This is a genomic window from Microcoleus sp. LAD1_D5 (genome assembly GCF_036702115.1).
Classification (GTDB): domain Bacteria; phylum Cyanobacteriota; class Cyanobacteriia; order Cyanobacteriales; family Microcoleaceae; genus Microcoleus.
The window spans coordinates 34,845-57,700 of record NZ_JAUBSA010000008.1; the positions used below are offsets into that span (position 1 = coordinate 34,845).

The following is a 22,856-nucleotide window of genomic DNA, read 5'->3' on the forward strand; positions in this document are numbered from 1 at the left end:
ACTTTATGCGCTATCGACGGTTTGGCAAAACGGAGTTGCACCTGTCTGTATTTTCCTTGGGAACCATGCGCTATTTGGCTTCTGAGGAAACTGCCTGTCAGACTGTACAACAGGCAGTGTCTCAGGGAATCAATCACCTGGAAACGGCTGCGGGTTACGGTTGCAGCGAGGAATATCTTGGCGCGGCCCTTTCGGCTGGTTTGTCTGTCGATCGATCGCGCCTCCACGTCACTACGAAAATTTCCCCAACGCAGGATGCTGCTGCAATGGAACGCTGCATTGACGCATCCCTCAAACGCTTGAATTTAGACTATATCGATTGTCTGGCAATTCACGGTTTGAATACTTGGGCACATTTGGCTTGGGTGCGAGATCCCACAGGCTGCATGGAATCTGTACGCAAAGCCCTGGCTGATGGTCGCATTCGGCACGTCGGCTTTTCTACTCACGGGCCTCTGGATCTGATTTTGGCTGCAATAAATACAGATTTATTTGAATTTGTCAATCTGCATTATTACTATTTTTTTCAGCGCAACGCCCCGGCAATTGAACTCGCCAAGCACAAAGATATGGGCGTTTTCATCATTTCCCCCGCAGATAAAGGAGGGCAACTCTACACGCCCCCGGAAACTCTCGCACAATTGTGCTCGCCTTTGTCGCCCTTAGAGTTAAACTATCGGTTTTTACTTAGCGATACTAGGATTGGGACTTTGAGTGTGGGCCCTGCAAATGCGACAGAATTAGAGCAACCCCTGAAATATTGCGATCGCGACTTTCCCCTCACCAACGCCGAAATCGCTGCGTTCGATCGGCTAGAGTCGGTTATTGCAGCCACTTTGAAAACCGACAAATGCAGCCAGTGCTATGCCTGTTTGCCTTGCCCGGAAAACATCAACATTCCCGAAGTATTGCGACTCCGCAATCTCGCCGTCGGGTGCGACATGACTGACTTTGGCAAATACCGCTACGCCATGTTTGAAAATGCCGGACACTGGTTTCCCGGTAGCAAAGCCAACCGCTGCACCGATTGTGGCGAATGTTTGCCCCGGTGTCCCGAAGAGTTAGACATCCCAACTTTGCTCAAAGATACTCACCAGCGACTCGGCGGCAAAGCAGGCAGGCGGTTGTGGGATTGAAAGAAAGGTGAAGCAGGGAAAAGGTCGATCGAGCCTATCTAAGTGTTGCAATAATTCGGAATTTTAACAACAATTGTGCCGATTCGCAGTAAGAACTTCAGTCATCAAAATTAATTTCCTGAGCACTACATTATTCACTACAAACCAATTTTACAGGACTCGATATTAACAGATAACTTTTGTAAAAAACAGGCACTTGCCAATTTATGAATTACCACAACTTTCGCCACAAAAATCAAGTTTCCCGCCGCAGGCACGGCATTTTGACAAAAAGTTTATTTTTGTTCCTGATAGCGGGTTCTGCGTGTCTCGGAGCCTTGCTGCAGGAGCAATCTGCGGCATTTTCCCAGCAGCCAGTCTGCCCGACTGGCAGCGCTGCTAATTTCCCGTCGCCCCCGCTTTCGCAAACCGAAAAAAGCGTGCCGAGTCTGTGGTTAGCTCAAAAACAGTTTGGTGGCAAATTGCTCGATCGCTGGTTTGTCGATCCCGGCAATACTTGGGTAATTCTCATAGTCAACCGCCAACTTTGGAGTTTGCTCGATTATATGGAACGCTATCAGTTTGTCAACCGCTTCGGCACTGTCGCCAGCGAATACGGTTACAATGTGCGAGTTTGCAACCGTCAAGGCACTGCTGTGGCAGTTTATTCGTGCAAGGGCGATCGGCTTAACTGTCGTATTGATTTAGAATCTCTCTCAAATCCAGGTCTTCGAGGCAAACTCAAAGGCTTTTAGGAGTCTGTGCCAGCAGCGAGTTATGTTTTGGAGAATCGATAAATCAAGAGCAGACGCACCGTGAATTTGAGCTAATAAATGCGGTTTATAATTTGCATAAAAAAATGAAAACAAACCTTGAGCTTCCTGCTGAATTAGAACCTTTTCGCCAAGAAATTGAAAGTTCAGAAAAGCCTGTTATCAAAATCACTTACGAACGAAAGGCGACTGATTTCTGGTCAAGCAAATTTGGCGGAGTGCCTTACTTGCCGAAAGGTTACGATTTTCCCAAAGATAGTGATGGAAAATATATGCACCTTTTGGCACAACTCAATTTTGAGGAAATCTTTGCCCAAGTGCCATATTTAGCGCCTTTCCCCAAACAAGGAATTTTGCAATTTTATATTAGTAACAATCAAGGTTGGTATGGAATGGATATAGAGAAGTTGGACAATCAAAAAGATTTCAAAATATTGTATTTTTACAAAATTGACAAAAATAATTGTCAAACAGATTTTGGTTTTTTAGTGGATCTAAATGAGACCTATTCAACTTTAAATAATCAAAAATTTAGTGGGTGGCAAGCTTTTGACGAAAATAATTGTCCGATTGATTATCCTCCTTCCGATTGTGTTTATGAACATTATTATTCACCTTGACAGCACCAAGATGTGAATAATTATCAAGAATGTTTGGCTTTACAGTTTAGTTTTGACAAGTCGTGGGTGAATCCAGCGGACTATCAATTTGATACTTTTTTGGGAGAACAAAAGCTTCAAAATTATTTGGATATAATTTGGGAAGATGATAATAGGTTATTTGAGTGGTATTCTGGTAATATATACGAGAATCACCATAAAATAGGGGGATACGGCTACTTTACGCAAACTGATCCTCGTGAGGATAGTCCGCAATACAAAGACCATAAAGTTGTACTCTTACACATGATTAGTGATGATGAGATTTGTTGGGGTGATTGTGGAGTAGGTAACTTTTTGATTCGTGCTGAGGACTTAGAAAATTTAGATTTTTCCCAGGTGATTTATAATTACGATTGTTCTTAAAATTAAAATACTAACACTTTCCGCCCCTGCTGTTTTGTTTGTTATTTCACTGCCGTTTGTTGCTTTGCTACACACACAAGGCTGGTGACTGATGAACCCTACGGTTTAAGGTGCGTCAGTTTTGATAATTTTCTCGGCGCTTTTGGGCTGGTGACTGACGCACCCTACATTTTAACTTTTCACTACTTGCCGAATTTCTTGCCATAGCGATCGATATTGGGCAATACCAGCATCCCCAAACGGCAGCAGAAAGTCGCTAGCAGCAAGAATCTTCGCATCCGGCAACAACACAGAATTAGTGCGAACAGCTTCCGGCAAATCCTCGGGTTTCATGCCAACAATTATCGGCGAACTAGCCTTAGCCAGCAAAGATAATTGAGGAGCAACCCGAGGCTGCAAGCAAAAATCAATCCATTTTTCCACTAAAGAAACTGGATTCCCCGATGCTGGTTCTACCCACAAATCCGTCCAAAGTGCAGTTCCAGAAACCGGAACTACTAAAGCAATATCCTTTTGAGTTTGCAACAGGGGCAGCAAGTCCCCAGAGGAACCTACGGCTAACCAAGTATCGCCTAAAATTAATGGTTGCAGGTAAGCGTCAGAACTATACAGTTTAACTTGTTGGTGCAGATTTGCGAGTTCTTTTTTAAGATTTGGGACTTGATCTAATTGCTGCGTATTGTAAGATTTTCCGATTTTTTTTAATGTTAAACCGATAACTTCTCTGGCACTGTCTGGCAGAGAAATTCGATCGCGCAATTCCGATCGCCACAAGTCTTTCCAATCTGTCGGAGTCCACCCCAAAGCCTTAAATTTGTCGGTTCGATAGGCAATTACCGTACTTCCCCAGCGGTAAGGTGCGCCCCAAATTTTACCTTTAGCGTCTAATTTACCGTCATCATTGCGCCTGACGAGTTGTTGCCATCTTTCGGGCAATTGTGACCAATTAGCAAACTTAGCAGGATCGATCGGCTGAATCAATTTTTGCCGAATTGCCAAAGTCAGCCAGTAATCTCCCAACATCACTAAGTCAGCTTGATTTTTTGATTTGGGAACCTGTTTCCACTCCTGCAATAGGGCGAATAATTCTTTTAATTGTGGTTCTTGCGTTACTTGCAAAAGCGGAGACGGTTGTACATCGCGGCTAAATTTGCTTACCAGTTGGGCCGGAATACCGTTTTTGAGCGATCGAATTTTGAGAATGGGCTTCGAGTCGCACCCTGCCGCCAATTGACTTAAAGTTAGGGTGGCGGCCCCCAATAGCAAAGACCTTCGTTTCACCTGTGAATCCGCTTTTCTAAATATTGACCGATCTTTTTGTGTTCTGCGACCCGGAAAATAATTGTTTGTCGAGTCCGTTAGTTGGCGCAGATTTGTTTTATCTGAAATGTTGCACCATTCTCAATAAGCTTTTTATGAACAGGCTTTCCGGCCTGTTCCACAAAGAGTGAATTTTCTTGTGGAACAGGCCGGAAAGCCTGTTAAGCGAGAATGGTGCAAGATCTCAGTTTTATTTTTTCCTCAAACACAGAGCCATTGTACTCGGTTCTGCTCCCTTTTAAGTCTGCTGCCAAGAGAGTCTGTTTGACTCTTGCCCTGATTTTACCTTCTAGTTTGTCGATCGAGCTTTCGGATGCCGAAAACGCCGTCAACTTAACGCCTAATTTCTCTGCTCGAAGTTCCTTTGAGCCAGTTGTGCTCGCCAGCCGGGTCGATCAACGGCATCTGTGTTACATTTTTTAATATAACGAAACAACGAAAGCGCTGCCATCTGCCGTGGGATGACGCTTTTTACACAACCCAAGTAAAAAATCCTTTTTAAATCGGCGACAGCTTAATAACTAAAAAAACTAAAAATCCATTCATCTGAATCCTGAAAGCACGGGCGAGAGCGAAGTCAATCTAATAGGACGCTCTGCGATCCCCCTCTCAGAAACCCGACGTTTTAACTCTGATTGAAGGTTTGAACGAAGTATGGAGGTTAACCAACCCGGTTCCTGTGTCCAAGACTATGTAAAACCTAAAATCTAAAATCTACAATCGACTCACCAATGGCGATCGATTATCTTCAAGCTGGCTCCCTCAGTCTACCGTCAGGATTGGGAACACAACAATTACGTCAAAAATTAAATAATTTAGTGATAAATCCAAGTTATGTAAAGATTTACCTAAAATGTAAAGATATAAGTTACGAGCCAAAGGATGATTGTATGGAAGCGCTCCGCCAGCAAGTTACAGTATTGAGCCAACAAGTCGAGGCCCTCTACAAACTCATAGAAAACCTCAATGAAAAGCTCTTGGAGTCTGCCAAGGAGACGAAGCTGACCCAGCAACAGAGAAACGATCGCTCTGGAACCCTAGGAAATGACAAAACCTCGCCCTATCAAAGCTACAGCAGTCTCGACGGCCTCCTCGAACACAAAGACATACTGTTAGATGATAGCTACTTCGACAAGAATTCTCAAAGCTTGGAAAAAGAGCTGAGCGCAGAGATTCAAATCCAGCGCTTAACAGCTCAGCTAACAGCAGCTTACAATCGAATTGCCGCCTTGGAAGAACAGTTGCTCGCAAAAAGAATGCACTCGCAACAGGTAGGCGGGTCTAATTAAATATTGCTACCGGGGAGCGGGTACTAATCACAAAAAAATACAAGTTGCGTTGATTTATGATCGTCTACTTATAGATTCATTGCATAGAGTTTTTTAGCTCTCGCAATTAGCCGGGGAAATACTGCTGCATCAAAGCCAGATATTGTGTAGGAAATTCTGTAAATCTGAGAGCAGGAATGCTACAGCAAGTGATATAATTATTCAGCCAAAACGAAGCTGGGTGAGCAGCATAATCAGGTTCGCAGCTCGATCGCCGCATCTGAATTTTTAATGTTTAACTCAATTGGCGTAAGTCCCACACCGTAACTGTACCCGGTTCGCTGTTGGGATATAAGCCAAACAAAAATATAGAAAGAGTTGGCATATAGAGTTGATTAGAATTAATATAGAGATGGTTGCGACCCACTCACTCGGCTGTAATAACAAAACGGTCATAGTAGCAGTCATATGCTTACCGGGAAACTGCGAGAGAAAGGAAGAAAAGGCAGACCGCTGGTTAGCATGGTATGCCCTGCTGTAAAAAATAACCCATGTTTGTTGTACGAAAATAGTTTTTGGTCTTAGGAAATAGGACTTCTGCGTGGGTTCCCTACGAGGGGATAAAGGGCGTAAAAGCCCAGAGATGCTGTGTAAGACTCCGATCGTCTTTGATGACGAACATTCAGCAATGAATATCCCCAATAGAGCGACGGCAAACGAGACACGAAGCCCGAATTATAACGGTACTCCGTTTAGTTTGGGTATTTCACTTTCACACCGCGAGGCTAAAGCTTCAACAGCTTGAAGGAGTTGAGGAGGAGTCCAATTTGCAGTCAGGCCACTGGCGATCGCACAGGCTCCCGCACCGACACCTTCCTTAACATAGCCACGATCGTAAGCTTGCAGTTGCCCGTAGCGAGATTCAGCAAAACTTAGCTGCGCGGCCAACAGAGGCACACCGCTGATCTCATTAGCGAGTCCTACAGTGTCTCCTGTAGGGTCTTCGGCCACCCAGCGCGTAGTCCCCACCGCAACTTGTTTGGGACGCCATACTAGAGCATATTCACGGGCTAAGGCTTGCATCAAAGCATACACTGCCAACATTTGCGTGCCCCCGGCCAGAAGCACCCCGCAAGTCCGACTCGCGGCGATCGCCATTGCCGCCACCACTATTTGCATCGGATCGCCCACCGCAGCTACCAATTCTAAGGGAGTGCTGTTTTGTCCGCCAATTTCCCACTCAGCATTATTGAGTCCCCCTGTCACCGCAGCCAATTTTTGAGCGTGATTGCAGCGAGGATGAGAACTGTTAACTTTGCCCGCCGCTGCAATACCCAAACCCATTAACACGCCCAAAGCAGTAGTCGTTCCCCCAACTACGCACTCCCCTAAAATTAAATAGCTGCCATTAGTTTGAGCAGCCAATTTAGCTCCCCAAATTAATCCTTGTTCGAGCAAATGTTTGACTGTTTCGAGTTCTAAAGCATTCCCAGAAATCAGACATTTTGCTGGAGTGCCGCCCAAATCAATTGCAGGTACGGGAGGTGGGAGGGGCAAACCAGCATTAAATAGGTAAAGGGGAATTTCTAAAGCTTCGACTACAGCGCGAGATATTAGTACCGGCGAGGCACCCGCTTCTAGGGGCGGCAAAGGATATTGGGGCGACGGTTGGGGGCCGTTATACAAAAATTCTGCATCGGCTAAACAAGTAAATTGTCGATCGTGCGGCGTTGCTCCTGCGGCTGAAATCCCCGGAATTAAGCCTGTAGCGGTAAATCCTAACACGCAGGCAAATATCGGTTTTCGTCCCCGATAGCGATCGAGCCACCGCTGACCCTGTTCAATTTGCGTATAAATACCAATCATAAATTAGTCATTAGTCAGTAGTCATTAGTTAGCAGTTATTAGTCATTAGACCTCTGCAATAATTATTGTGGAACAGGCAGGATGCCTGTTCAAGACTTGCTTTTCAGGAGGGGTCTATTAATCATTAGTTATTTAGTAGCAATTAGCAATTAGCGATGCCCGATGCCCGATGCCCGATGCCCGATGCCCAATAACTACTCTTCATAATCGATCAAAACTTGCACCCAGCTTGGCGGCCGCGGAATTGGATTTCCTAAACGATCTAATAGCAGCAAAGCTACTAAATGCACTACAAATAAATAGACAATATTGTTAACCAAAATCATCCCGGCGGCGATCGCCCCAATTGTGTTCAAACTCGGTACATTAAGCCAACCCAGCTTCACAAATACCCATTCCACCATGTCCGTTACCTGGGCCGTTACGTAAACCCATAGATCTTGACCCACCAACGCTGACAGCAGCCAAAACCGAAAAAAGAAGCCGACAGTACCAATTAGCGCGCCCACACTAATAGATAATGACCAACTCGCTTTGCGCCTCCAAAGTCCTCCCAGCGCAACTCCCATAATTCCAAAAGGCATCACGTATAAAATGCTCCGCGTCGGACCCATAAGTACCGACAGCAGCAAACCCGATACCAAAGCTGCCATCCAAGCGGCTCGGTTGCCCCAGCGCAAGTAAACCAGGGCGATGGGTATCGGGAAAAAAACCCGCAGCAAAGGCCCCAGCGGAAAGTAATAATTTACTAGCCAAATCAAGCTAGCGGTACTTGCTAAAAATGCCGTTTCTACGAGCCTTAAAGGCACTTCCCCAGAGGCGCGCGTCCCCGGGTCGGGATTTGTGCGATCGCCAGCCCTTGCTGAAATATCAGCGGTTTCCGGCTCATTATTTGTACTGGGTGAACTGCCCGAATTAGACGCAGCATCTGCTGACAAAAAATCACTCATCCGATTTTAGATTTTAGATTTTAGATTTTAGATTTTACGGGACTTGCGCGCTATACGGCTGATTCCCGGTTTTCCGATTTTAGATTTTAGATTTTAGATTTTAGATTTTAGATTTTACAGGGCTGGCGCGCTATACGGCTGATTCCCGGTTTCACTATTTGGATACCTCGGCCAAATTTAATCTTGCTCGCAGAAACCGGGTTTGGGTAGCAACGCGAGTCTTATTTTAGATAGATTTTCTCAGCAAAAATTTTCAGCAGCATCATTTTTGTGTTTTGCCTTCCTGAATTACAAAAACCGAACAAGATGCGTGGTGAACGACATAATTGCTGACGCTGCCGAGGAAAGCTTCTGCCAGCCCCGTCCGGCCGCGCCTCCCCAACACTATTAAATCTGCGCCCCAATTTTGGGCGGATTCACAGATACTATGCCCAGGAGCACCGTCCATTTTGCAGTCAAATTCTACCTGCAATCCTTGTTTGGTTGCCGCGTCGCAGTAATTTTTCAGCAAACCCGAAGCCTGTTTTACGTCGGTTTCCAGCCGCAAACGTTGAGCTTGATAAGCTTGATTCATTAACTCGACATTCATGCCCAAATCTACCGGAATTGGCACTGCCGTCTCCCCCAGCGTGTTGACAGTAACGCAGTTAAATAGCATCACCTGGGCGTGATCCCTGAGAGCTAAATCTAGAGCTTGACTGAAGACGCGGTGGCTCAGTTCAGAATCATCTAAGGCAACAAAAATTTTCTTAAAACTCATCGCTTTACCTCCGGGGGGAAATCATCAATATCAGTTAGTTAACAGAGAGTGCTTTTGAATTAGATTCAATTTAGCAATCTCTGATACTTCTAGACTAACAGACGTTCCAAGGCGTGCAGGTCTGGAATGCACAAAACGTCACGTTCGCGCTGAATAGTTCCTTTTTTTTCCAGCTTGCTCAGCACTCGCGTTACTGTTTCGCGAGCCAGCCCGCTGAGGCTGCTCAATTCTCTGTGTGGCAGGTTGGGAATTTCTGTACCTCCTGATGACATGATTTTCCCTTGCCCCTCTGCCAAAAATAATAGAATATCTGCTACTCGCGAGGTACTGTCAGACTCTCGCAAACGCAGGCGGCGGTTGACTTGTCGCAGGCGACGGGCCATCAGTTGAGCTAGCCGAATGCCTGCTAGCGGCTCGGTATGAATGAGCTGCACAAAATCCTGAGATGGCATATTGCCGATCAGTGTGGGCGCTAGGGTGATGACATCTGTCGATCGCGGTGCTTCTTCGATCGCGGCCATTTCCCCGAACAGTTCTCCTTTCCCTAAAATATTCAGTGTTACTTCTTTTCCGTCTAGGTTGTAGGTGCGAATTTTCACCCAACCATCTAATATAAAATACACTGATGTTCCCCAGTCATTTTCGAGTAAAATCACTTGATTTGACGGATGACTGCGGGTAACGATGTGGACAGTTGCTCTCTCGATTACAGGATCGGGTAATCCTGCAAAAAAAGGAGTAGAAACTATCAATTGATTTATATTAGAATTCGGATCTCGGGTGTTAAAGCGGTCTTCCATGAGGCCATCATTTTAATTTATGCGCTTGATCTGCGCTGGGCAGTTAGAAATAGCTTGCAGCCGAGTCATTCGATTTGAGATTCAAGATTTGAGAAACAAGTATCTAAAATCGGCAATTTTACCTCTAAAGTTTTGCGGTCACAGGCTCAATATGGGAATTAATAGCCTCAAGCTCATTGCGAGCTAGAAACTAAAGAATATACCATAATTTTTTAGATATATACCACTGAGCAAATTTTATTAACAAAATTTTAGCAATGTGGCAAACGACTGAGCCGATCGAATTACCTTTGAAAGCACTTCGCGAAGACAAGCTTAACACTGCTGAGAGATTTGTTGTCACTCGGCCCTGCAGTCGATCGGCACAATGCACAAGCACAAGCCCGAAAGCACGGCATACAGCGACAAAATCCGACTGCAACTGCCTCGAAGCTGTCAAAGGTCAGCATGATCAGCAAAATCGACATATTCCGAGCCTAAAGGTGCTCTTAGCGAGCAAAACCGACGCCTTCCCAGCAAACTTTTCTGCTACCCCGAGATTATTGTACCATTAGTATCTAGCCATAAATACCAATAAAAGGCTATGATAAAAGGTTACTCAAACCGAGTCAACGGGGACAATCCCGAATCTCGGCATCCCAAATCGCAAATTGTTTGAGGTTTTTTCTAACTCGGTGAAAGATGAAGAGACCGTGGCGCGCCACCACGGTAGCCAAAGTTGGGGTTACGGATGTGCGGCCCGCCGTTCAAGCGGGTGAAGGCATTCATTTCGTGCGATCGCACCTATCCCGAACAGGAATCGACATCCCGCCCAGGAAACAGGAAAGCAGACGCAGAATTTGACAGCACTTGCAGTTGATAGAAGCGAGCATTTGGTGCGGAAGTACCGACTAACCTATCATAGGCAATAGAAGCGAGCCGAAGACCAAAGGTTAATTAACAGTTGTCAGAAAATATTAGTAAATTATTGACGGACTCGCATTCAGATTATTCTATCTATTGGCATCGCTGCCGCCTGACTTCAATCTTTTTTCGGTAAAGTTTCTCCCAAGCCGCATTCCCAGAGGTTCCGCCCTTGAATTCTCAGAAGTACAAAATTCAAGCACTGATTGCTGAGATTGACGAGGTACTCAGCAAGCCCGCACCCCGCTTGCCTTGGACGGGTTCGATCGATACTGTCCACCAGCGCCAACTGTTAGAGCGAGTTCGCGCTTATCTGGTTTCGTCAGACTCAAAGCTAGCGGCCCGGAAGGCGCCCGCCCGCCCCAATGTCAGCCCGCAACCAGTTCCAGTGCCCAAAGTGCCTCTGCCACCCCCTCGCCCCTCAGCAGCAGAGCAAATCATGCTTGCCGTAACCGGAGAAATCAGCCACCTACGTTCAAGCTTGACGGGGCCGCTCCAAGAAGACATAGAAGCTCTGCGGCAACAGCAGCAAACTCTAATTCAAGAAATCAAACAGCTAGAAGCAAAACGGCAGCAGCAACAATCCCTAGCTCAGCAACAAGCAAACCAACAGCAAATCATTTCTGAATTCTTGCAGGTACTGACTGCCCGCTTGGAAGAAACCTTGACTAGCGATTTCTCCCAAATTCTAAGTTCCCTAGAAAATCAGTTATTGCAAAGCAGCGCAGCACCTAACTCTTTGGGCACTGCACAATCAGAACAATCGGCTCTTGAGGTAACACTTAACCCACAAACCTCAGAAGAACACCCGCTGCTGACGCCGGCTCAGAGGTTGGAGCAAATGCAACTGTTCCAATCTCGTGCTGACAGTCTGCTGATGAGTCTCGATTCTAGGATGGGTATCGTGTTCGAGGCTTTGCAAGCAAATCTGCAAAGCTATCAAGCTTCCTTGGGACAAGAACTCGAAAATATGTACGGTTTGAGCCAGCAGAGCGAGGCGATGTTTGCGGCTTTCGTCAACCACTTGGCCGCACAGTTGGGGCGAGAAGCGTCTTCCTACGTTCAACAGCCGATCGATTTAGCAAATCTCGAAACAGTCACCGCAACTGCAGGAGATCGATCTCCTGTCGCTCCCGCCCTCTCAAATACTGCTATCGACCAGTCAGCCCCCGATACTCAGGGTGGAGACTTGGTGCAGTCCAATCCCACCGGCGAATTCGGAGAACAAGACAGATTGCCCTACGCCGGTACAGAAATTTCTCCGCAATTCGGACAGTTGAGGCGCGATCGCGACCGCATTCACACCCCTATTTTGCTCCCCGAGTTGGAAGATAATTTGTTCGGTTATACACCCGAAAAATCTCGAACGCCCACTTCATTTCCTGGCGCTGAATCGGAAAATAGGTTAGCAGGAAGAGACGAAGATGTTGAGGATTTGTATGCAAGTTTATTCGCGGGAGAAGCGGTCGCCGAAGTAGAATTAGAACTCGAAACTCTTCCGCCTCAAAATACTGAATTTGAAACCGCAAGTGAGGCTGTACAATATCAAAAAGCGGCGTCGGACAATGAAACTGCCGACTCCGTAAAAATGACAGAAGATTTGTTTTTAAATCTGCTGGATGAAGGGGAACCTGGGGAAGATATTTTAGTAGATGAAGATTCAGAGTTTGTAATCGGTAATGCTGGAGAATCTCTAACTTTAGATAGTGCCGATTTATTTGAACCGCAAGTAGCAACAGTACCTCAAGTTTCAGAACCACCAGCCTCAACCGCCGAGGTGCAACTTGACGCGGACGATCGAGAAAATCTAGAAACGGCTCAAAACCGAGGCGAGCAGTTCGGCGCTACAGTGCCTCAATCAGAACCTGCGCCGTTGAAAACGCCTGCCGAAATTAGCCCAAACCGCCCCAGTGGCACGCCCCATGTGCCGAGTGTCGGCGATGTTCAAACTGGTGAGTTCGACTCATCCTCGCAGCGGCTCGATGATGGCTACATCCAAGCTTCGGCGGACGAGGATTTGCTGCCGGTCGAGGAATTAGAAGATGACCTCGATCGAGCTCTAAATTTGGACAACAATACTCTGGAACTGTTGGAGACAGACCTCTACAATCTGGAGGGATTGGGAAATACTAGCTTCGGGCGATCGAATTTCTCAGCCACTAACAGCTTGGATTTATCGGCGAGTTCCTCCGAGGAGGGCGGTGCAAAAAATCCCTTTATCGAGGTTGCAGAGGAAGAACTTGGCACGCTGGAGGATTTGTTCTCCGATGTGTTGGAACTCTCACCTGAGGATGAACCCTTTGTTTTGGAAAACGAACTTGAGGATGACTTGTTTGCTGAGGAAGATGACTCGAATTTGACGCTAGACGAAATTTTGGCTACTTTAACCGAGACCGATCGACCTTTGGCTGATTCTCCCCCTCTAGAAACTGCCCAAATCAACGAACTGCGATCGAGTCCTCCAGAAAGTAAAAAAAAAACGTAATTTCGACAGAGAGTAAAGCAGGATTTGTTGAGGGGAAAACCGATTTTAGCGAGTTAGCCGGGACACAGCAGCAAGAGTCGGCGCCTCCTTTTGTTGCAGGTGCGATCGCCCAATCCCGAGAACGCCCGAATTCTAGCTGGTATTTGGGCATTGATTTCGCCTCCAGCGGCCTGTCTGCGGCTTTGCTCGATCGCACCAGTGGCCAGTTGCACCCGATTTACTGGGAAGCATCGCGGGCTGAGGCTTGGGCAGCAGACGGCAGCTTTCGGATTCCCTCGGCTGCGGTGCTGGCGAACACAGCCCCAGGAAGCCGAGGATCAGAGGTGACAGTCAAGTCGGTGGGATTCCGACCCCAGGCTTTGCCTGCAGAAGAATTTTTACTGGAAAATTTTAAATTGCCTTTAAAGGTGGGCATTCCTTATCAGCGGGAAGCGGAGGGGATGTACGAACCGCTTTTGCAGTGGTCGCCCTTGCAGGCTTTTTCGATCGCCTTGCCGCTGCAAGGTGTGCGGGCGCTGCTGGCTACTTTGAATCCGAGGAAGCAGGGGCAAAAATTTGCCGAATCAGGGGAAACTTTGGATTCTGCAATGTCGAGGGCGAATTTTGCAGGATTGCCAGTTTCTAATTTAATCTGTAGGGCTTCGGGACTGACGCCAGAAACTCTTGATGGGGCGCTTTTAGACTTGCGGGGTGTAATTTTGGGGACTCCGGCGGGTTGGTCGGATGTTTATCGGTTTAATCTGCGGGAGGCTGTTTTGGGCGCGTCTCTGGTGGCTTCGAGTTCGCAAATTTTTGTGGTGGAAGATGCGATCGCCACTTTGCTTGCTGCTGTAACTCCTGTAAAAAATGCTAAAGAAGTGCCGTCGTCAGCCGTGGATTCTGCTAAGGACGCTGAAGAAGCTGCACCGCTGAGTGTGAATGCTTCATCTTTTAGCGGGGGAACTTTGATTTTGAATGCGGGGGCGGCGACGGTGGAATTAGCTTTAGTTGAGTTGCCGTCCAATCTTCAAGATTTAACTCGTGCTGATTTTACTTGCCACAGTTTTGCTTTTGCTGGCGATGCTTTCGATCAAGATATTATCTGTCAGTTGTTGGCTAAAAATGAAACTTGGGGAATGTCGATCGATTTGCCACGTCCGGGGCATCCAGATTTGCCGAGCCGCTATCAATTGCAGCAGCGGTTACAAGGTTCTGCTTTTGGCCTGCAATTGTTAGAGGCGGCAAGGCAAATAAAAGTTATTTTGCAACATCAAAAAAGTTTTGTTTTGGATATTGACGAGCACCATTGGGATGTAAAGCGCAAAGATTTTGAAAGTCTAGTTTTAGTGCCTTTTGTGCAGCAGTTGAACCGCGAATTGAATACTTTGCTCAGCCGCGCCGGAATGTCGCCGGTGGGGATTAATCAGGCGATTTGTGCAGGGGGTATGGGTGCTTGGCCTGCGATCGCCCGCTGGTTGCGGCAGAAGCTGCCGAATGCGATCGTCGTTCAAGACCAGGAATTGCAGGTCGATCGAGATATTTTTGAGATTCACAATTCTACATTAAATTCTGTATCTCAAAGTACCAATTTTTCCCAAAAAATTGGTCGCGTTGCCTGCGGGTTGGCGAGTTTGGCTCTCTACCCTCAAATTTTGGATGTGTCGCAGCAGCAGTACAGCGACTTTTTTCTGCTGTGGGAATTAATGCAGGTTTTGGGTGACGAAACTCTGAGTTTTCAGAAAATTTTGCAGTTGTTGGAACGCCAGGGCGTGAATACCCGCACCTGCGAACCCCGGATTCTGCGGATTTTGGAAGGAAATTTGCCGGCGGGAGTTGTGCCTGCGGAGGAAGATTTCATGCTGTTGGCCGAGGAGTCGAGACAAAATCCCGATTGGGAAGCAATTTTGGCCGAGCCACTTTTCTTTGAAGATGTCTCACGGGGCTATCGTTTGAATCTCGAACACGCCTCTGTTGTTCGCGAATATTTAGGCAAACTCGCTTCTAGCAGCCAGCAAAAATTGTTAGATCCGCTAACACTTGCTTGGGATGTTCGCACAGATATTTATCGCTAAACGGCAAAAAACCCGGTTTCTCAGTAGAATCCTCCCTGTCTTCCGGGAAGAGTCCTAGTCGAAACCAGGTTGTTTTGCGTCCAGGACTAACTTTTTTCTGTAAATTTACGTGAATTTACTTAAAGTTTATAGGTTTTTATAAAAAATACATAGAAACTTTATAAAAGTGTGATTGCTTTTTAAAGATTGTGCAAAGCTGAGTATTTCATGTTCTCCAGATTTGGGATGGCTAATAAGATGGACGTAAGAGATCGTTGAAGTTGAGACAAATCATATGAAATTTCCGATGGGTGCCTCGTCGAAATCATCATTATCAGAAATGCTGTCCTTATTCTTTCAAGAATTTACTTACAAAGTCTGTGTATCAAAACAACAGCACCACCGATCCGTAACGAGCAAGGTAAAGCGGGCGATCGATATTTTGGGCTCGCTGCTGGGACTGGCAATTACTGCTGCGGTAGCGGTGCCGGTGGCAATGGCGATGCTGTTGGACAATCCTGGCCCGCTGCTGTACAGTCAAGTCCGCTGTGGGGTGAAAGGTCAGCATTTCAGAATGTGGAAATTTCGATCGATGGTTGTCGGTGCAGAAAATCTCAAACATTTAGTTAGCAACCAAGCCAAGGGTCACATTTTTAAGAATGAAAATGACCCGCGAATTACCCGCGTCGGCCGCTTCTTGCGGTGCACGAGTTTGGACGAGTTGCCTCAATTCTGGAACGTGTTAGTCGGTGACATGAGTTTGGTGGGAACTCGACCGCCCACCCCTGATGAAGTTGCTGCCTATGACGATTTTCACTGGCAACGTTTAAATGTCAAACCCGGTATGACTGGGGAGTGGCAAGTCAACGGACGCTCTGGAGTTAAAGACTTTGACGAGATTGTCCGCATGGATCTAGACTATCAGGGTAAGTGGTCTGTTTTCTACGACATCACTCTGATTTGCAAAACAATTTGGGTGGTCTTCAGCAAAAACGGTGCGTGTTAATAGATTTGCTATTTTGGGGTGTTTTTGGATTTTAAATTTTAGGAAACAACAGGGGATGAAATAGTAGGAAACAGATTAAATATATGTTAATAGAATTAGCGATTGGTGACGCTTACGGTGCGGGTTTTGAATTTGTTGACCAGCAGACGATCGAATTGTACAACAATCTCAACGGCTACATCAAGCATCCCCGTCACGAGATCCAGCCTGGATGTTACACCGACGATACGCAGATGAGTTTAGCCGTCGCAGAAGCTATCGTCAGCCGAGAACCTTGGACACCGGAACTTTTAGCCAGCAAATTTGTTGCAGCTTTTCAGCGCGATCGGCGATTTGGTTATGCTGGCAAATTTTACAATTTTTTGCTACAAGTTCAAGACGGAAAAGAATTCTTAGAAAAAATTCACTCCTCTAGCGATAAAAGCGGATCGGCGATGCGAGCAGGCCCCATTGGCATTTTTCCTAGTATTGAAAAAGTAATCGAAAATGCTACCATTCAAGCTGCAATTACTCACAACACTCCTGATGGTATTAAAGCAGCTATAGCGGCCGCTTTGATGTCCCATTACTTTATTTATCAGCTAGGTTTAAAGAAGAACTTGGGAAATTTTCTAGAAAAGCACGTAGCTGGTGAGTGGTCGATACCTTGGCAAGGAGAAGTTAGCGCTAAAGGTTTGGTCTGTGTTAGAGCAGCTATTACTGCGGTGATGCTCCATGATAGTATGAGCAAACTGCTCCAAGCTTGCATTGCCTTTTCGGGAGATGTCGATACAGTAGCAACTATTGCTTTAGCTGCTGGTTCCTGTAGCAGTGAAATTGCCCAAGACCTGCCAGAAAATCTAATACAAGGATTAGAAAATCTATCTTACGGCAGAGATTATATCATAAAACTGGATCGACAGTTAATGAATTGCGCGATCGACTTCTGACTTCTTCCTGATATCTGTTACATCCGTTACACTGCGCGTTGCCGAGCTTTTTTCTATTAGGATTAAGGCCAACTTTCACAAATAGGGTTAAATTTTAGGTATGTAGTTGCGCTTTAGCGCTCTTAGCTTAGGAAAGAGCGCTAAAGCGCAACTACATACCTTTGTTTGATTTTCCAGTTGGTCTTAGTCCTATCTATTATAAATTTGCCTAATTTGATTACTTTTTATCGCTTGCTGGGATTGCCTTTTGTGCAGTAGTTTAACCGCGAATTGAATACTTTGGTCAGCCGCGCGGGAATGTCGCGGGTGGGGATTAATCAGGCGATTTGTGCGGGGGCTATGGGTGCTTGGTCTGCGCCGCTGGTTGCGGCAGAAGCTGCCGAATGCGATCGTGGTTCAAGACCAGGAATTGCAGGTCGATCGAGATATTTTTTAAATCCACAATTCTCTATTAAATTCTGTATCTCCAATTACAAAATTCTCAGAAAAAAAATAGTCTAGTTGCCTGCAGGTTGGGGAGTTTGGCTCTCTATCCTCTAGCAGCAATGCCAAAAATTGTTAGAGCCACTCACAATTACTTGGGATATTCGCACCGATAGTTATCGGTAAGTATATAGACTTATCGAGCGCCCTTAGATAAAGCTCATAGGACTTACGCAAATGTCACATTTAAGTCAACTTGTATGGTGCGTCAGACCTCGTGGTTATCGGGCGATTATCAAGGGTTTCAGGTTTCGGGCAACCCTACCAATTGTGCCAGTTGTGTAAGTTTTGAATAAAAAACAGCATACCCAGAACCCGCAGCACTTACAGCAGAATTCAGGAGTCAAGAGCGTTGCCCTGACGAAGGCCATAACAGCGAATAGTCAGAATTAGTTTGTGCTTTTTTATGTAAAAATACTGATTTTTTTTATAAATTTTATGCTTTGGTAGAATAAATTTACATAATCTTTATAAAACTGTGCTTTTTTTTAAAGATTGTGTAAAGAAAAGGATTTGCCGCTTGTGGGAAATTTGGGAGGCTCATAAGATGTAAACCAGATTCAGCTATTAAAAATATTTGAGTCTAAAGTCTAAAGTCAAGACCAATTGCTTCATGCTTTTCAAAACATAAGTCTTCACTTTTTGGTAACTACAAATGGTAGCGCAAAACTTTAGCAATCAAAGTTTGGTCGGCAATAACTTTAGTGGGCAAAACCTGAATGGTTCCACATTCTTCAAAGCCCGACTGGAAAACGTCTTGTTCAGGCGCAACGCTCAAGGTACCTCCACTCAACTCAGAGGTACCAACTTTGAAGAGGCATTTCTGCTGAATGTAGATGCAACGAATGCGATTTTTGCTGCCAATACCAACTTTGAACCGGCGAATTTTTATAAAGCGACCTTAGAAAACGTCAATTTCAGTCGCGCCAACCTAACTGGAGTAAATCTGTCGCTGATCAGCACAAAATTCATCAACCTGTCCAACGCCAACCTGACGAATGCCATTCTCCATGAGGCCAATCTCAGCGGCGAACAGTCGAACCGACCGAACCTAAGGGGAGCAAACTTTACGGGTGCTGATTTCTATAAGGCGAATCTGAAAGCGGCTGACTTTACGGGTGCCAATTTGACGAATGCCAAATTCCAGGATGCTGGTCTGGATGGAACCTTGTTGATCAATGCGAACTTTACTGGCGCTCAATTCGACGCATCAACTAATTTCACAGACATTATCCTCAGCAACTCCATCTTTGACCTTGCCAACCTGAGTGAGGTTAATCTGACGGATGCCGACCCACCCGCTGGATTGACACGGACAACTTCTCGCTTTCGTGGCGCCAATATGACTGGCTTTAGTGCCGAAGATGTCAATCTGGCTGGTGCTGACTTCAGCCCCCATGCAAATGGTACGCGCACTCAAATGGGCGGTGCTAGTTTCGCAGATTCGGAGTTGAACAACGCCAACCTGACTCAGGTGATTGCAGAAGGCATAGAGCTGAAGGGTGCAGATTTGAGCAATGCAATCGTGGTTGGTGCTGATCTCAGCAACGCCAATCTGGGTGGAGCAATTCTCGTTGGCGCTAACCTGACGGGTGGAGTTCAACTGGACAACGCTTTTATTGAGAAGAGTAATGTTGCTGGAGCTAACTTTACAGGGGCAAACCTGGCAGGCGCAAACCTGAAGGAGGCGGTTGGAGATCACCTGACCAACTTTAGAAACGCCGATCTGTCAGGTGCCAACCTAGAGGTGGGGAGTTTTATCGGTACCAACTTCACCAATGCCAACTTCACCAATGCCAACCTGGGCAAAGCCAACTTCACCGATGCCACCATGGTCGGGGCGAACCTGACCGGGGTCAATGCAGTCGATGTTGTGGGTCTGACGATCGGGACTGGCAGTAACGATACCCTAACTGGAACCGGCAGCAAAGATAATATCTTCGGGCTCGACGGCAATGACTCCATCCAGGGCGGTGACGGGGATGATTACCTGGATGGCGGTAACGGTGCTGATATCCTGACCGGTGGCCCGGGCAATGATGCGTTGTTTGGTGCTGCGGGAAATGACACTCTCACAGGCGGTGGTGGCAGAGATACCATTCACTACCGCAGTGGTCATGGTTCCGATCGCGTGAATGGTTTCACCCTCGGAGCCAGCGGAGACATCCTATCATTCAGTGGCATTGCAGCGATCGATGTGGTGCCATCTGGCGCGAACACTCAATTACGATCGGGCAATGGCATTGCTGGCGATGCCGGTTTTGGCACAGGCGCGCTGTTGATCACCCTAGCTAACACTTCATTTACGGCAGCTCATATCAGCACCAATACCAACTCGACCAACAGGCCCACCTTCCAGTTCTCGTAACCTCAATTCGGAGTCTGTGTAATGGGTGCTCAGGGTTTATTTTTTCTATCGAGGCCTCGCTCCCCCCCTTTTTCAAGGTTGGAAGGGGGAGTTGTGAGGATTGCCAGCGGTAACGAAGCACCGAATTCTAGGGTGCATTAAAAACTTTGGGGCTATGTGCCAAGTTCACTTGATATACCTCACCGTCTCTTCATGAGCAGTGATTCTTTGACGCGACCTTGAGATGTGGTACCGAGGTAGTCTTACCTTCTATCCACGTTTGTTTAAAGTCTCCCAATGCCCTGCCTGTGGCGGCTTGTTTACATTCTAGCATCAAGCCGTCAAGCGAAGGATGGGGTTTAAGGCCCAAATTTTCGATAACCACGAGAAATTTACATAACACTAGGAGAAATTTATGGCTGTCAGAAATGGAACTCCAGAATCCGATACCCTGACCGGAACCAATAACGCCGATATGATTCGCGGCTTTGGCAAGGAAGATCTGCTGTCTGGCTTAGGCGGTAACGATAGCATCTACGGTGGAGAGGACAAAGACACTATATATGGTGGTGCTGGAGTCGATCGCATCTACGGAGAAAACGGCGAAGACGATCTATATGGTGAGGATGGTAACGACAGCATCTACGGTGGGCTGGAGAAGGACAACCTGTATGGTGGAAGCGGAGCCGATCAACTCTTTGGAGATTCAGGCGAAGACTCCTTGTATGGCGAGGGTGGCAATGACATCCTGTACGGAGGCTCGAACGCCAACGATGCCAACGATGGCAAAGATTACATCGATGGTGGTGCTGGCAATGACCGAGTCTATGTGGGTTTTGAGGATACGGGGCTTGGCGGTGCTGGTAATGACACCGTTATTGGCGGCTTTACCGATGACGTGATCTACGGCGATGATGAAAAAGGCGAAATTTTTGGGGGAGCAGATTCCCTAGTTGGCGGCAGCGGCAACGACACCCTCTACGGAGAAGGTGACAGCTTAGCGGGCGGTGGCAACGATACCCTCGATGGTGGCGTAGGCAATGATACGCTGTTTGGCTATGCCGGAGATGACCTCCTCAATGGTGGCGATGGCATTGACTTCCTCGATGGTGGCGACGGCAATGACCTCCTCAATGGTGGCGCTGGCTCTAGCACCCTGCTCGGTGGCACTGGCTTAGAAACCATCACGGGTGGCGCTGAAGGCGACTTCATTGATGGCGGAGAGGGCAATGACAACCTCAATGGTCTGGGTGGCAATGACACTATCTATGGCGACGACGGAGTTGCTGAAACACTGGCTGGCAATGATGTCCTCAATGGTGGCGCTGGCGATGACTTCCTGGATGCTGGTGCAGGAGTCGATCGCATCATCGGTGGTGCTGGGATTGACCTGCTTTTTGGCGGCGAAGATGCGGAAACTCAAACCGCCCGCGACACGCTAACCGGCGGGGCTGACACCGACTACTTCCAGTTGCTGTTCACCGATTTTGAGCCCGAACCCATCGAGCCCGGTGAGCCAGTTGTTACTCCTCCTGCTGGTGACTACATCGTGGACTTCGTGAAAGGGACTGACTACTTCTTACTGGAGGAGATTACCTTTGAGCAGCTATCGTTCCAGAACATCTCGCTGACAGTTAACGGGGTTGCTACTCCGAGTACTCGGATCTACGTCACGCCTGAAGCCGGAATTCCGATTTCTCAAGCGGAAACGCTAGCTGTGGTTCAAGGAGTGCGTCAATTTAACGCCTCGCATTTCGTTGAGGAATCACCCTTTTAATTAACGGGACTTAAACAAATTTTAAGTCCAAACCAAGGGCAAACTGCCTTTATACGCGGTAAATAAGTACATGTTTTCTTGCCACCACCGCGCAAATCTATATTCTGTCCCTTGACAGTTTTTATCTCCTGCTGTCTCTTTAAAGGCAGCAGGAGTTTCGTCTTTGACCAGGAATCCGCAGATCCTTTTTCTTCATGCCAATTTTCCTGCCCTGTTTCGCCATGAGGTAGCCGGGATGACCAAAGATTACCCTGAGCTAGTGAACTCTGTTTCAGAATTTTTCTAGCCACTTACGATCGCCAATCGGGAGTAAAAATCGAATTCGATCGGGTGAGGCGACACAACAAATTGATCCAATAAATTATCCAATCTGGTGACAACTCTAATCAGAATGTTTTGAAATTAAGTAAATCCACCTGATTATCAGTCCTGTAAATGTTAAATTAAGGAAAGCCTTCGTAGAGTAACCCTTAATTTTTGATTTATGAATTTGCCTAATTTGATTACTTTTTCTCGCTTACTGGGAGTGCCTTTTCTGCTCTACGGTTTGTACGACCCAAGCGCGCAAAGTCGCTGGATTTGCACGGCGATTTTTGTGGTAGCTGCAGCTACTGATTGGCTGGACGGCTATTTGGCTAGAAAGTTGAATCAAATTACCGATTTGGGTAAGTTTCTCGATCCTTTGGTGGATAAATTGTTGGTGCTCGCGCCGCTTTTAGTGTTGATTGAGTTGGGTCGAGTCCCGGCTTGGGGAGTGTTTTTGATTTTGGGTCGGGAGTTGACAATTGCGGGGTGGCGTGTTAATAAAACTACGATTTCTGGAGCTAATATTTGGGGGAAGTTGAAGACGGTAAGTCAGATTGTGGCGATCGCACTTTTAATTGCTCCTTTGTCTGAAGCGTGGAATTTTCCCGCATTAATTGCTTTTTGGGTTTCTGTGGCTTTAACTTTGATTTCTGGCGCTATTTATCTATGGCCGGAAAAGACTGCTGAGGACAAGTAAATTGGTTTTATTTAAA

Annotated in this window: 19 protein-coding genes; 13 read left to right on the plus strand and 6 right to left on the minus strand. The window is 46.7% G+C overall.

Annotation, left to right across the window (positions count from 1 at the left end):
• The first annotated feature begins 5 nt into the window (after positions 1 to 5).
• The 4 genes from QUA70_RS05960 to QUA70_RS05975 all read left to right on the plus strand — a co-directional run bounded on the left by QUA70_RS05960 (position 6) and on the right by QUA70_RS05975 (position 2,913).
• Positions 6 to 1,136, plus strand: coding sequence for an aldo/keto reductase (locus QUA70_RS05960; RefSeq protein ID WP_333327324.1), 1,131 nt, complete (start codon positions 6 to 8; stop codon positions 1,134 to 1,136).
• Positions 1,137 to 1,342: 206 nt separating this feature from the next.
• Complete coding sequence (locus QUA70_RS05965) at positions 1,343 to 1,870, plus strand: hypothetical protein (RefSeq protein ID WP_333345556.1); 528 nt, start codon at positions 1,343 to 1,345, stop codon at positions 1,868 to 1,870.
• Positions 1,871 to 1,974: 104 nt separating this feature from the next.
• The gene (locus QUA70_RS05970) at positions 1,975 to 2,508 is read left to right on the plus strand and encodes a YwqG family protein (protein WP_333345558.1); all 534 of its coding nucleotides are present in this window, start codon (positions 1,975 to 1,977) and stop codon (positions 2,506 to 2,508) included.
• 12 nt (positions 2,509 to 2,520) lie between these two features.
• Positions 2,521 to 2,913 carry a YwqG family protein gene (locus QUA70_RS05975; protein ID WP_333345560.1) on the plus strand — a complete coding sequence of 131 codons (393 nt, stop codon included), beginning with the start codon at positions 2,521 to 2,523 and terminating at the stop codon, positions 2,911 to 2,913.
• Positions 2,914 to 3,084: 171 nt separating this feature from the next.
• On the opposite strand, the gene QUA70_RS05980 is transcribed toward QUA70_RS05975, so the two are convergent.
• Complete coding sequence (locus QUA70_RS05980) at positions 3,085 to 4,194, minus strand: extracellular solute-binding protein (protein ID WP_333327333.1); 1,110 nt, start codon at positions 4,192 to 4,194, stop codon at positions 3,085 to 3,087.
• 770 nt (positions 4,195 to 4,964) lie between these two features.
• On the opposite strand from QUA70_RS05980, the gene QUA70_RS05985 reads away from it, so the two are divergent.
• Entirely contained in the window at positions 4,965 to 5,522 is a 558-nt protein-coding gene (locus tag QUA70_RS05985; protein WP_333327336.1) for a hypothetical protein, read from the plus strand.
• Between the two features lie 106 nt (positions 5,523 to 5,628).
• On the opposite strand, the gene QUA70_RS05990 is transcribed toward QUA70_RS05985, so the two are convergent.
• The 5 genes from QUA70_RS05990 to QUA70_RS06010 form a co-directional block, all read right to left on the minus strand.
• A complete protein-coding gene (locus QUA70_RS05990; RefSeq protein WP_333327338.1) occupies positions 5,629 to 5,781 on the minus strand; it encodes a hypothetical protein in 153 nt (50 codons plus the stop codon).
• A gap of 455 nt (positions 5,782 to 6,236) precedes the next feature.
• Positions 6,237 to 7,367 carry a nicotinate mononucleotide-dependent phosphoribosyltransferase CobT gene (cobT, locus tag QUA70_RS05995; protein ID WP_333345564.1) on the minus strand — a complete coding sequence of 377 codons (1,131 nt, stop codon included), beginning with the start codon at positions 7,365 to 7,367 and terminating at the stop codon, positions 6,237 to 6,239.
• Positions 7,368 to 7,561: 194 nt separating this feature from the next.
• Positions 7,562 to 8,317: a DUF2232 domain-containing protein gene (locus QUA70_RS06000; RefSeq protein ID WP_333327345.1), complete on the minus strand. Its 756-nt coding sequence runs from the start codon at positions 8,315 to 8,317 to the stop codon at positions 7,562 to 7,564.
• 262 nt (positions 8,318 to 8,579) lie between these two features.
• Positions 8,580 to 9,077: a universal stress protein gene (locus QUA70_RS06005; RefSeq protein WP_333327348.1), complete on the minus strand. Its 498-nt coding sequence runs from the start codon at positions 9,075 to 9,077 to the stop codon at positions 8,580 to 8,582.
• Between the two features lie 89 nt (positions 9,078 to 9,166).
• A complete protein-coding gene (locus QUA70_RS06010; protein WP_333327351.1) occupies positions 9,167 to 9,877 on the minus strand; it encodes a Crp/Fnr family transcriptional regulator in 711 nt (236 codons plus the stop codon).
• A gap of 681 nt (positions 9,878 to 10,558) precedes the next feature.
• Here QUA70_RS06010 and QUA70_RS06015 point away from each other — a divergent pair.
• The 8 genes from QUA70_RS06015 to pgsA all read left to right on the plus strand — a co-directional run bounded on the left by QUA70_RS06015 (position 10,559) and on the right by pgsA (position 22,840).
• Positions 10,559 to 10,720, plus strand: coding sequence for a hypothetical protein (locus QUA70_RS06015; protein ID WP_333345565.1), 162 nt, complete (start codon positions 10,559 to 10,561; stop codon positions 10,718 to 10,720).
• Positions 10,721 to 10,952: 232 nt separating this feature from the next.
• Positions 10,953 to 13,265, plus strand: a complete 2,313-nt coding sequence (locus QUA70_RS06020) for a hypothetical protein (RefSeq protein ID WP_333345567.1) — start codon at positions 10,953 to 10,955, stop codon at positions 13,263 to 13,265.
• Positions 13,266 to 13,408: 143 nt separating this feature from the next.
• The gene (locus QUA70_RS06025; RefSeq protein WP_333345569.1) at positions 13,409 to 15,316 is read left to right on the plus strand and encodes a hypothetical protein; all 1,908 of its coding nucleotides are present in this window, start codon (positions 13,409 to 13,411) and stop codon (positions 15,314 to 15,316) included.
• Between the two features lie 319 nt (positions 15,317 to 15,635).
• On the plus strand, positions 15,636 to 16,301 hold the full coding sequence (locus QUA70_RS06030) for a sugar transferase (RefSeq protein ID WP_333345571.1): 666 nt from the start codon (positions 15,636 to 15,638) through the stop codon (positions 16,299 to 16,301).
• Between the two features lie 83 nt (positions 16,302 to 16,384).
• Positions 16,385 to 17,230, plus strand: a complete 846-nt coding sequence (locus QUA70_RS06035; protein WP_333345572.1) for an ADP-ribosylglycohydrolase family protein — start codon at positions 16,385 to 16,387, stop codon at positions 17,228 to 17,230.
• Between the two features lie 1,138 nt (positions 17,231 to 18,368).
• Positions 18,369 to 20,081, plus strand: a complete 1,713-nt coding sequence (locus QUA70_RS06040; RefSeq protein WP_333345574.1) for a pentapeptide repeat-containing protein — start codon at positions 18,369 to 18,371, stop codon at positions 20,079 to 20,081.
• Between the two features lie 394 nt (positions 20,082 to 20,475).
• On the plus strand, positions 20,476 to 21,837 hold the full coding sequence (locus tag QUA70_RS06045; protein ID WP_333345576.1) for a calcium-binding protein: 1,362 nt from the start codon (positions 20,476 to 20,478) through the stop codon (positions 21,835 to 21,837).
• A gap of 484 nt (positions 21,838 to 22,321) precedes the next feature.
• On the plus strand, positions 22,322 to 22,840 hold the full coding sequence (gene pgsA / locus QUA70_RS06050) for a CDP-diacylglycerol--glycerol-3-phosphate 3-phosphatidyltransferase (protein ID WP_333121563.1): 519 nt from the start codon (positions 22,322 to 22,324) through the stop codon (positions 22,838 to 22,840).
• Positions 22,841 to 22,856 lie beyond the last annotated feature (16 nt).

Bases quoted from the DNA above. Each gene is read 5' to 3' on its own strand.
- QUA70_RS05960 (WP_333327324.1), top strand. From the start codon at position 6: ATGCGCTATCGACGGTTTGGCAAAACGGAGTTGCACCTGTCTGTATTT.
- QUA70_RS05965 (WP_333345556.1), top strand. From the start codon at position 1,343: ATGAATTACCACAACTTTCGCCACAAAAATCAAGTTTCCCGCCGCAGG.
- QUA70_RS05970 (WP_333345558.1), top strand. From the start codon at position 1,975: ATGAAAACAAACCTTGAGCTTCCTGCTGAATTAGAACCTTTTCGCCAA.
- QUA70_RS05985 (WP_333327336.1), top strand. From the start codon at position 4,965: ATGGCGATCGATTATCTTCAAGCTGGCTCCCTCAGTCTACCGTCAGGA.
- QUA70_RS05990 (WP_333327338.1), bottom strand. From the start codon at position 5,781: ATGCGGCGATCGAGCTGCGAACCTGATTATGCTGCTCACCCAGCTTCG.
- cobT (WP_333345564.1), bottom strand. From the start codon at position 7,367: ATGATTGGTATTTATACGCAAATTGAACAGGGTCAGCGGTGGCTCGAT.
- QUA70_RS06000 (WP_333327345.1), bottom strand. From the start codon at position 8,317: ATGAGTGATTTTTTGTCAGCAGATGCTGCGTCTAATTCGGGCAGTTCA.
- QUA70_RS06005 (WP_333327348.1), bottom strand. From the start codon at position 9,077: ATGAGTTTTAAGAAAATTTTTGTTGCCTTAGATGATTCTGAACTGAGC.
- QUA70_RS06010 (WP_333327351.1), bottom strand. From the start codon at position 9,877: ATGGAAGACCGCTTTAACACCCGAGATCCGAATTCTAATATAAATCAA.
- QUA70_RS06015 (WP_333345565.1), top strand. From the start codon at position 10,559: ATGAAGAGACCGTGGCGCGCCACCACGGTAGCCAAAGTTGGGGTTACG.
- QUA70_RS06030 (WP_333345571.1), top strand. From the start codon at position 15,636: ATGCTGTCCTTATTCTTTCAAGAATTTACTTACAAAGTCTGTGTATCA.
- QUA70_RS06035 (WP_333345572.1), top strand. From the start codon at position 16,385: ATGTTAATAGAATTAGCGATTGGTGACGCTTACGGTGCGGGTTTTGAA.
- QUA70_RS06040 (WP_333345574.1), top strand. From the start codon at position 18,369: ATGGTAGCGCAAAACTTTAGCAATCAAAGTTTGGTCGGCAATAACTTT.
- QUA70_RS06045 (WP_333345576.1), top strand. From the start codon at position 20,476: ATGGCTGTCAGAAATGGAACTCCAGAATCCGATACCCTGACCGGAACC.
- pgsA (WP_333121563.1), top strand. From the start codon at position 22,322: ATGAATTTGCCTAATTTGATTACTTTTTCTCGCTTACTGGGAGTGCCT.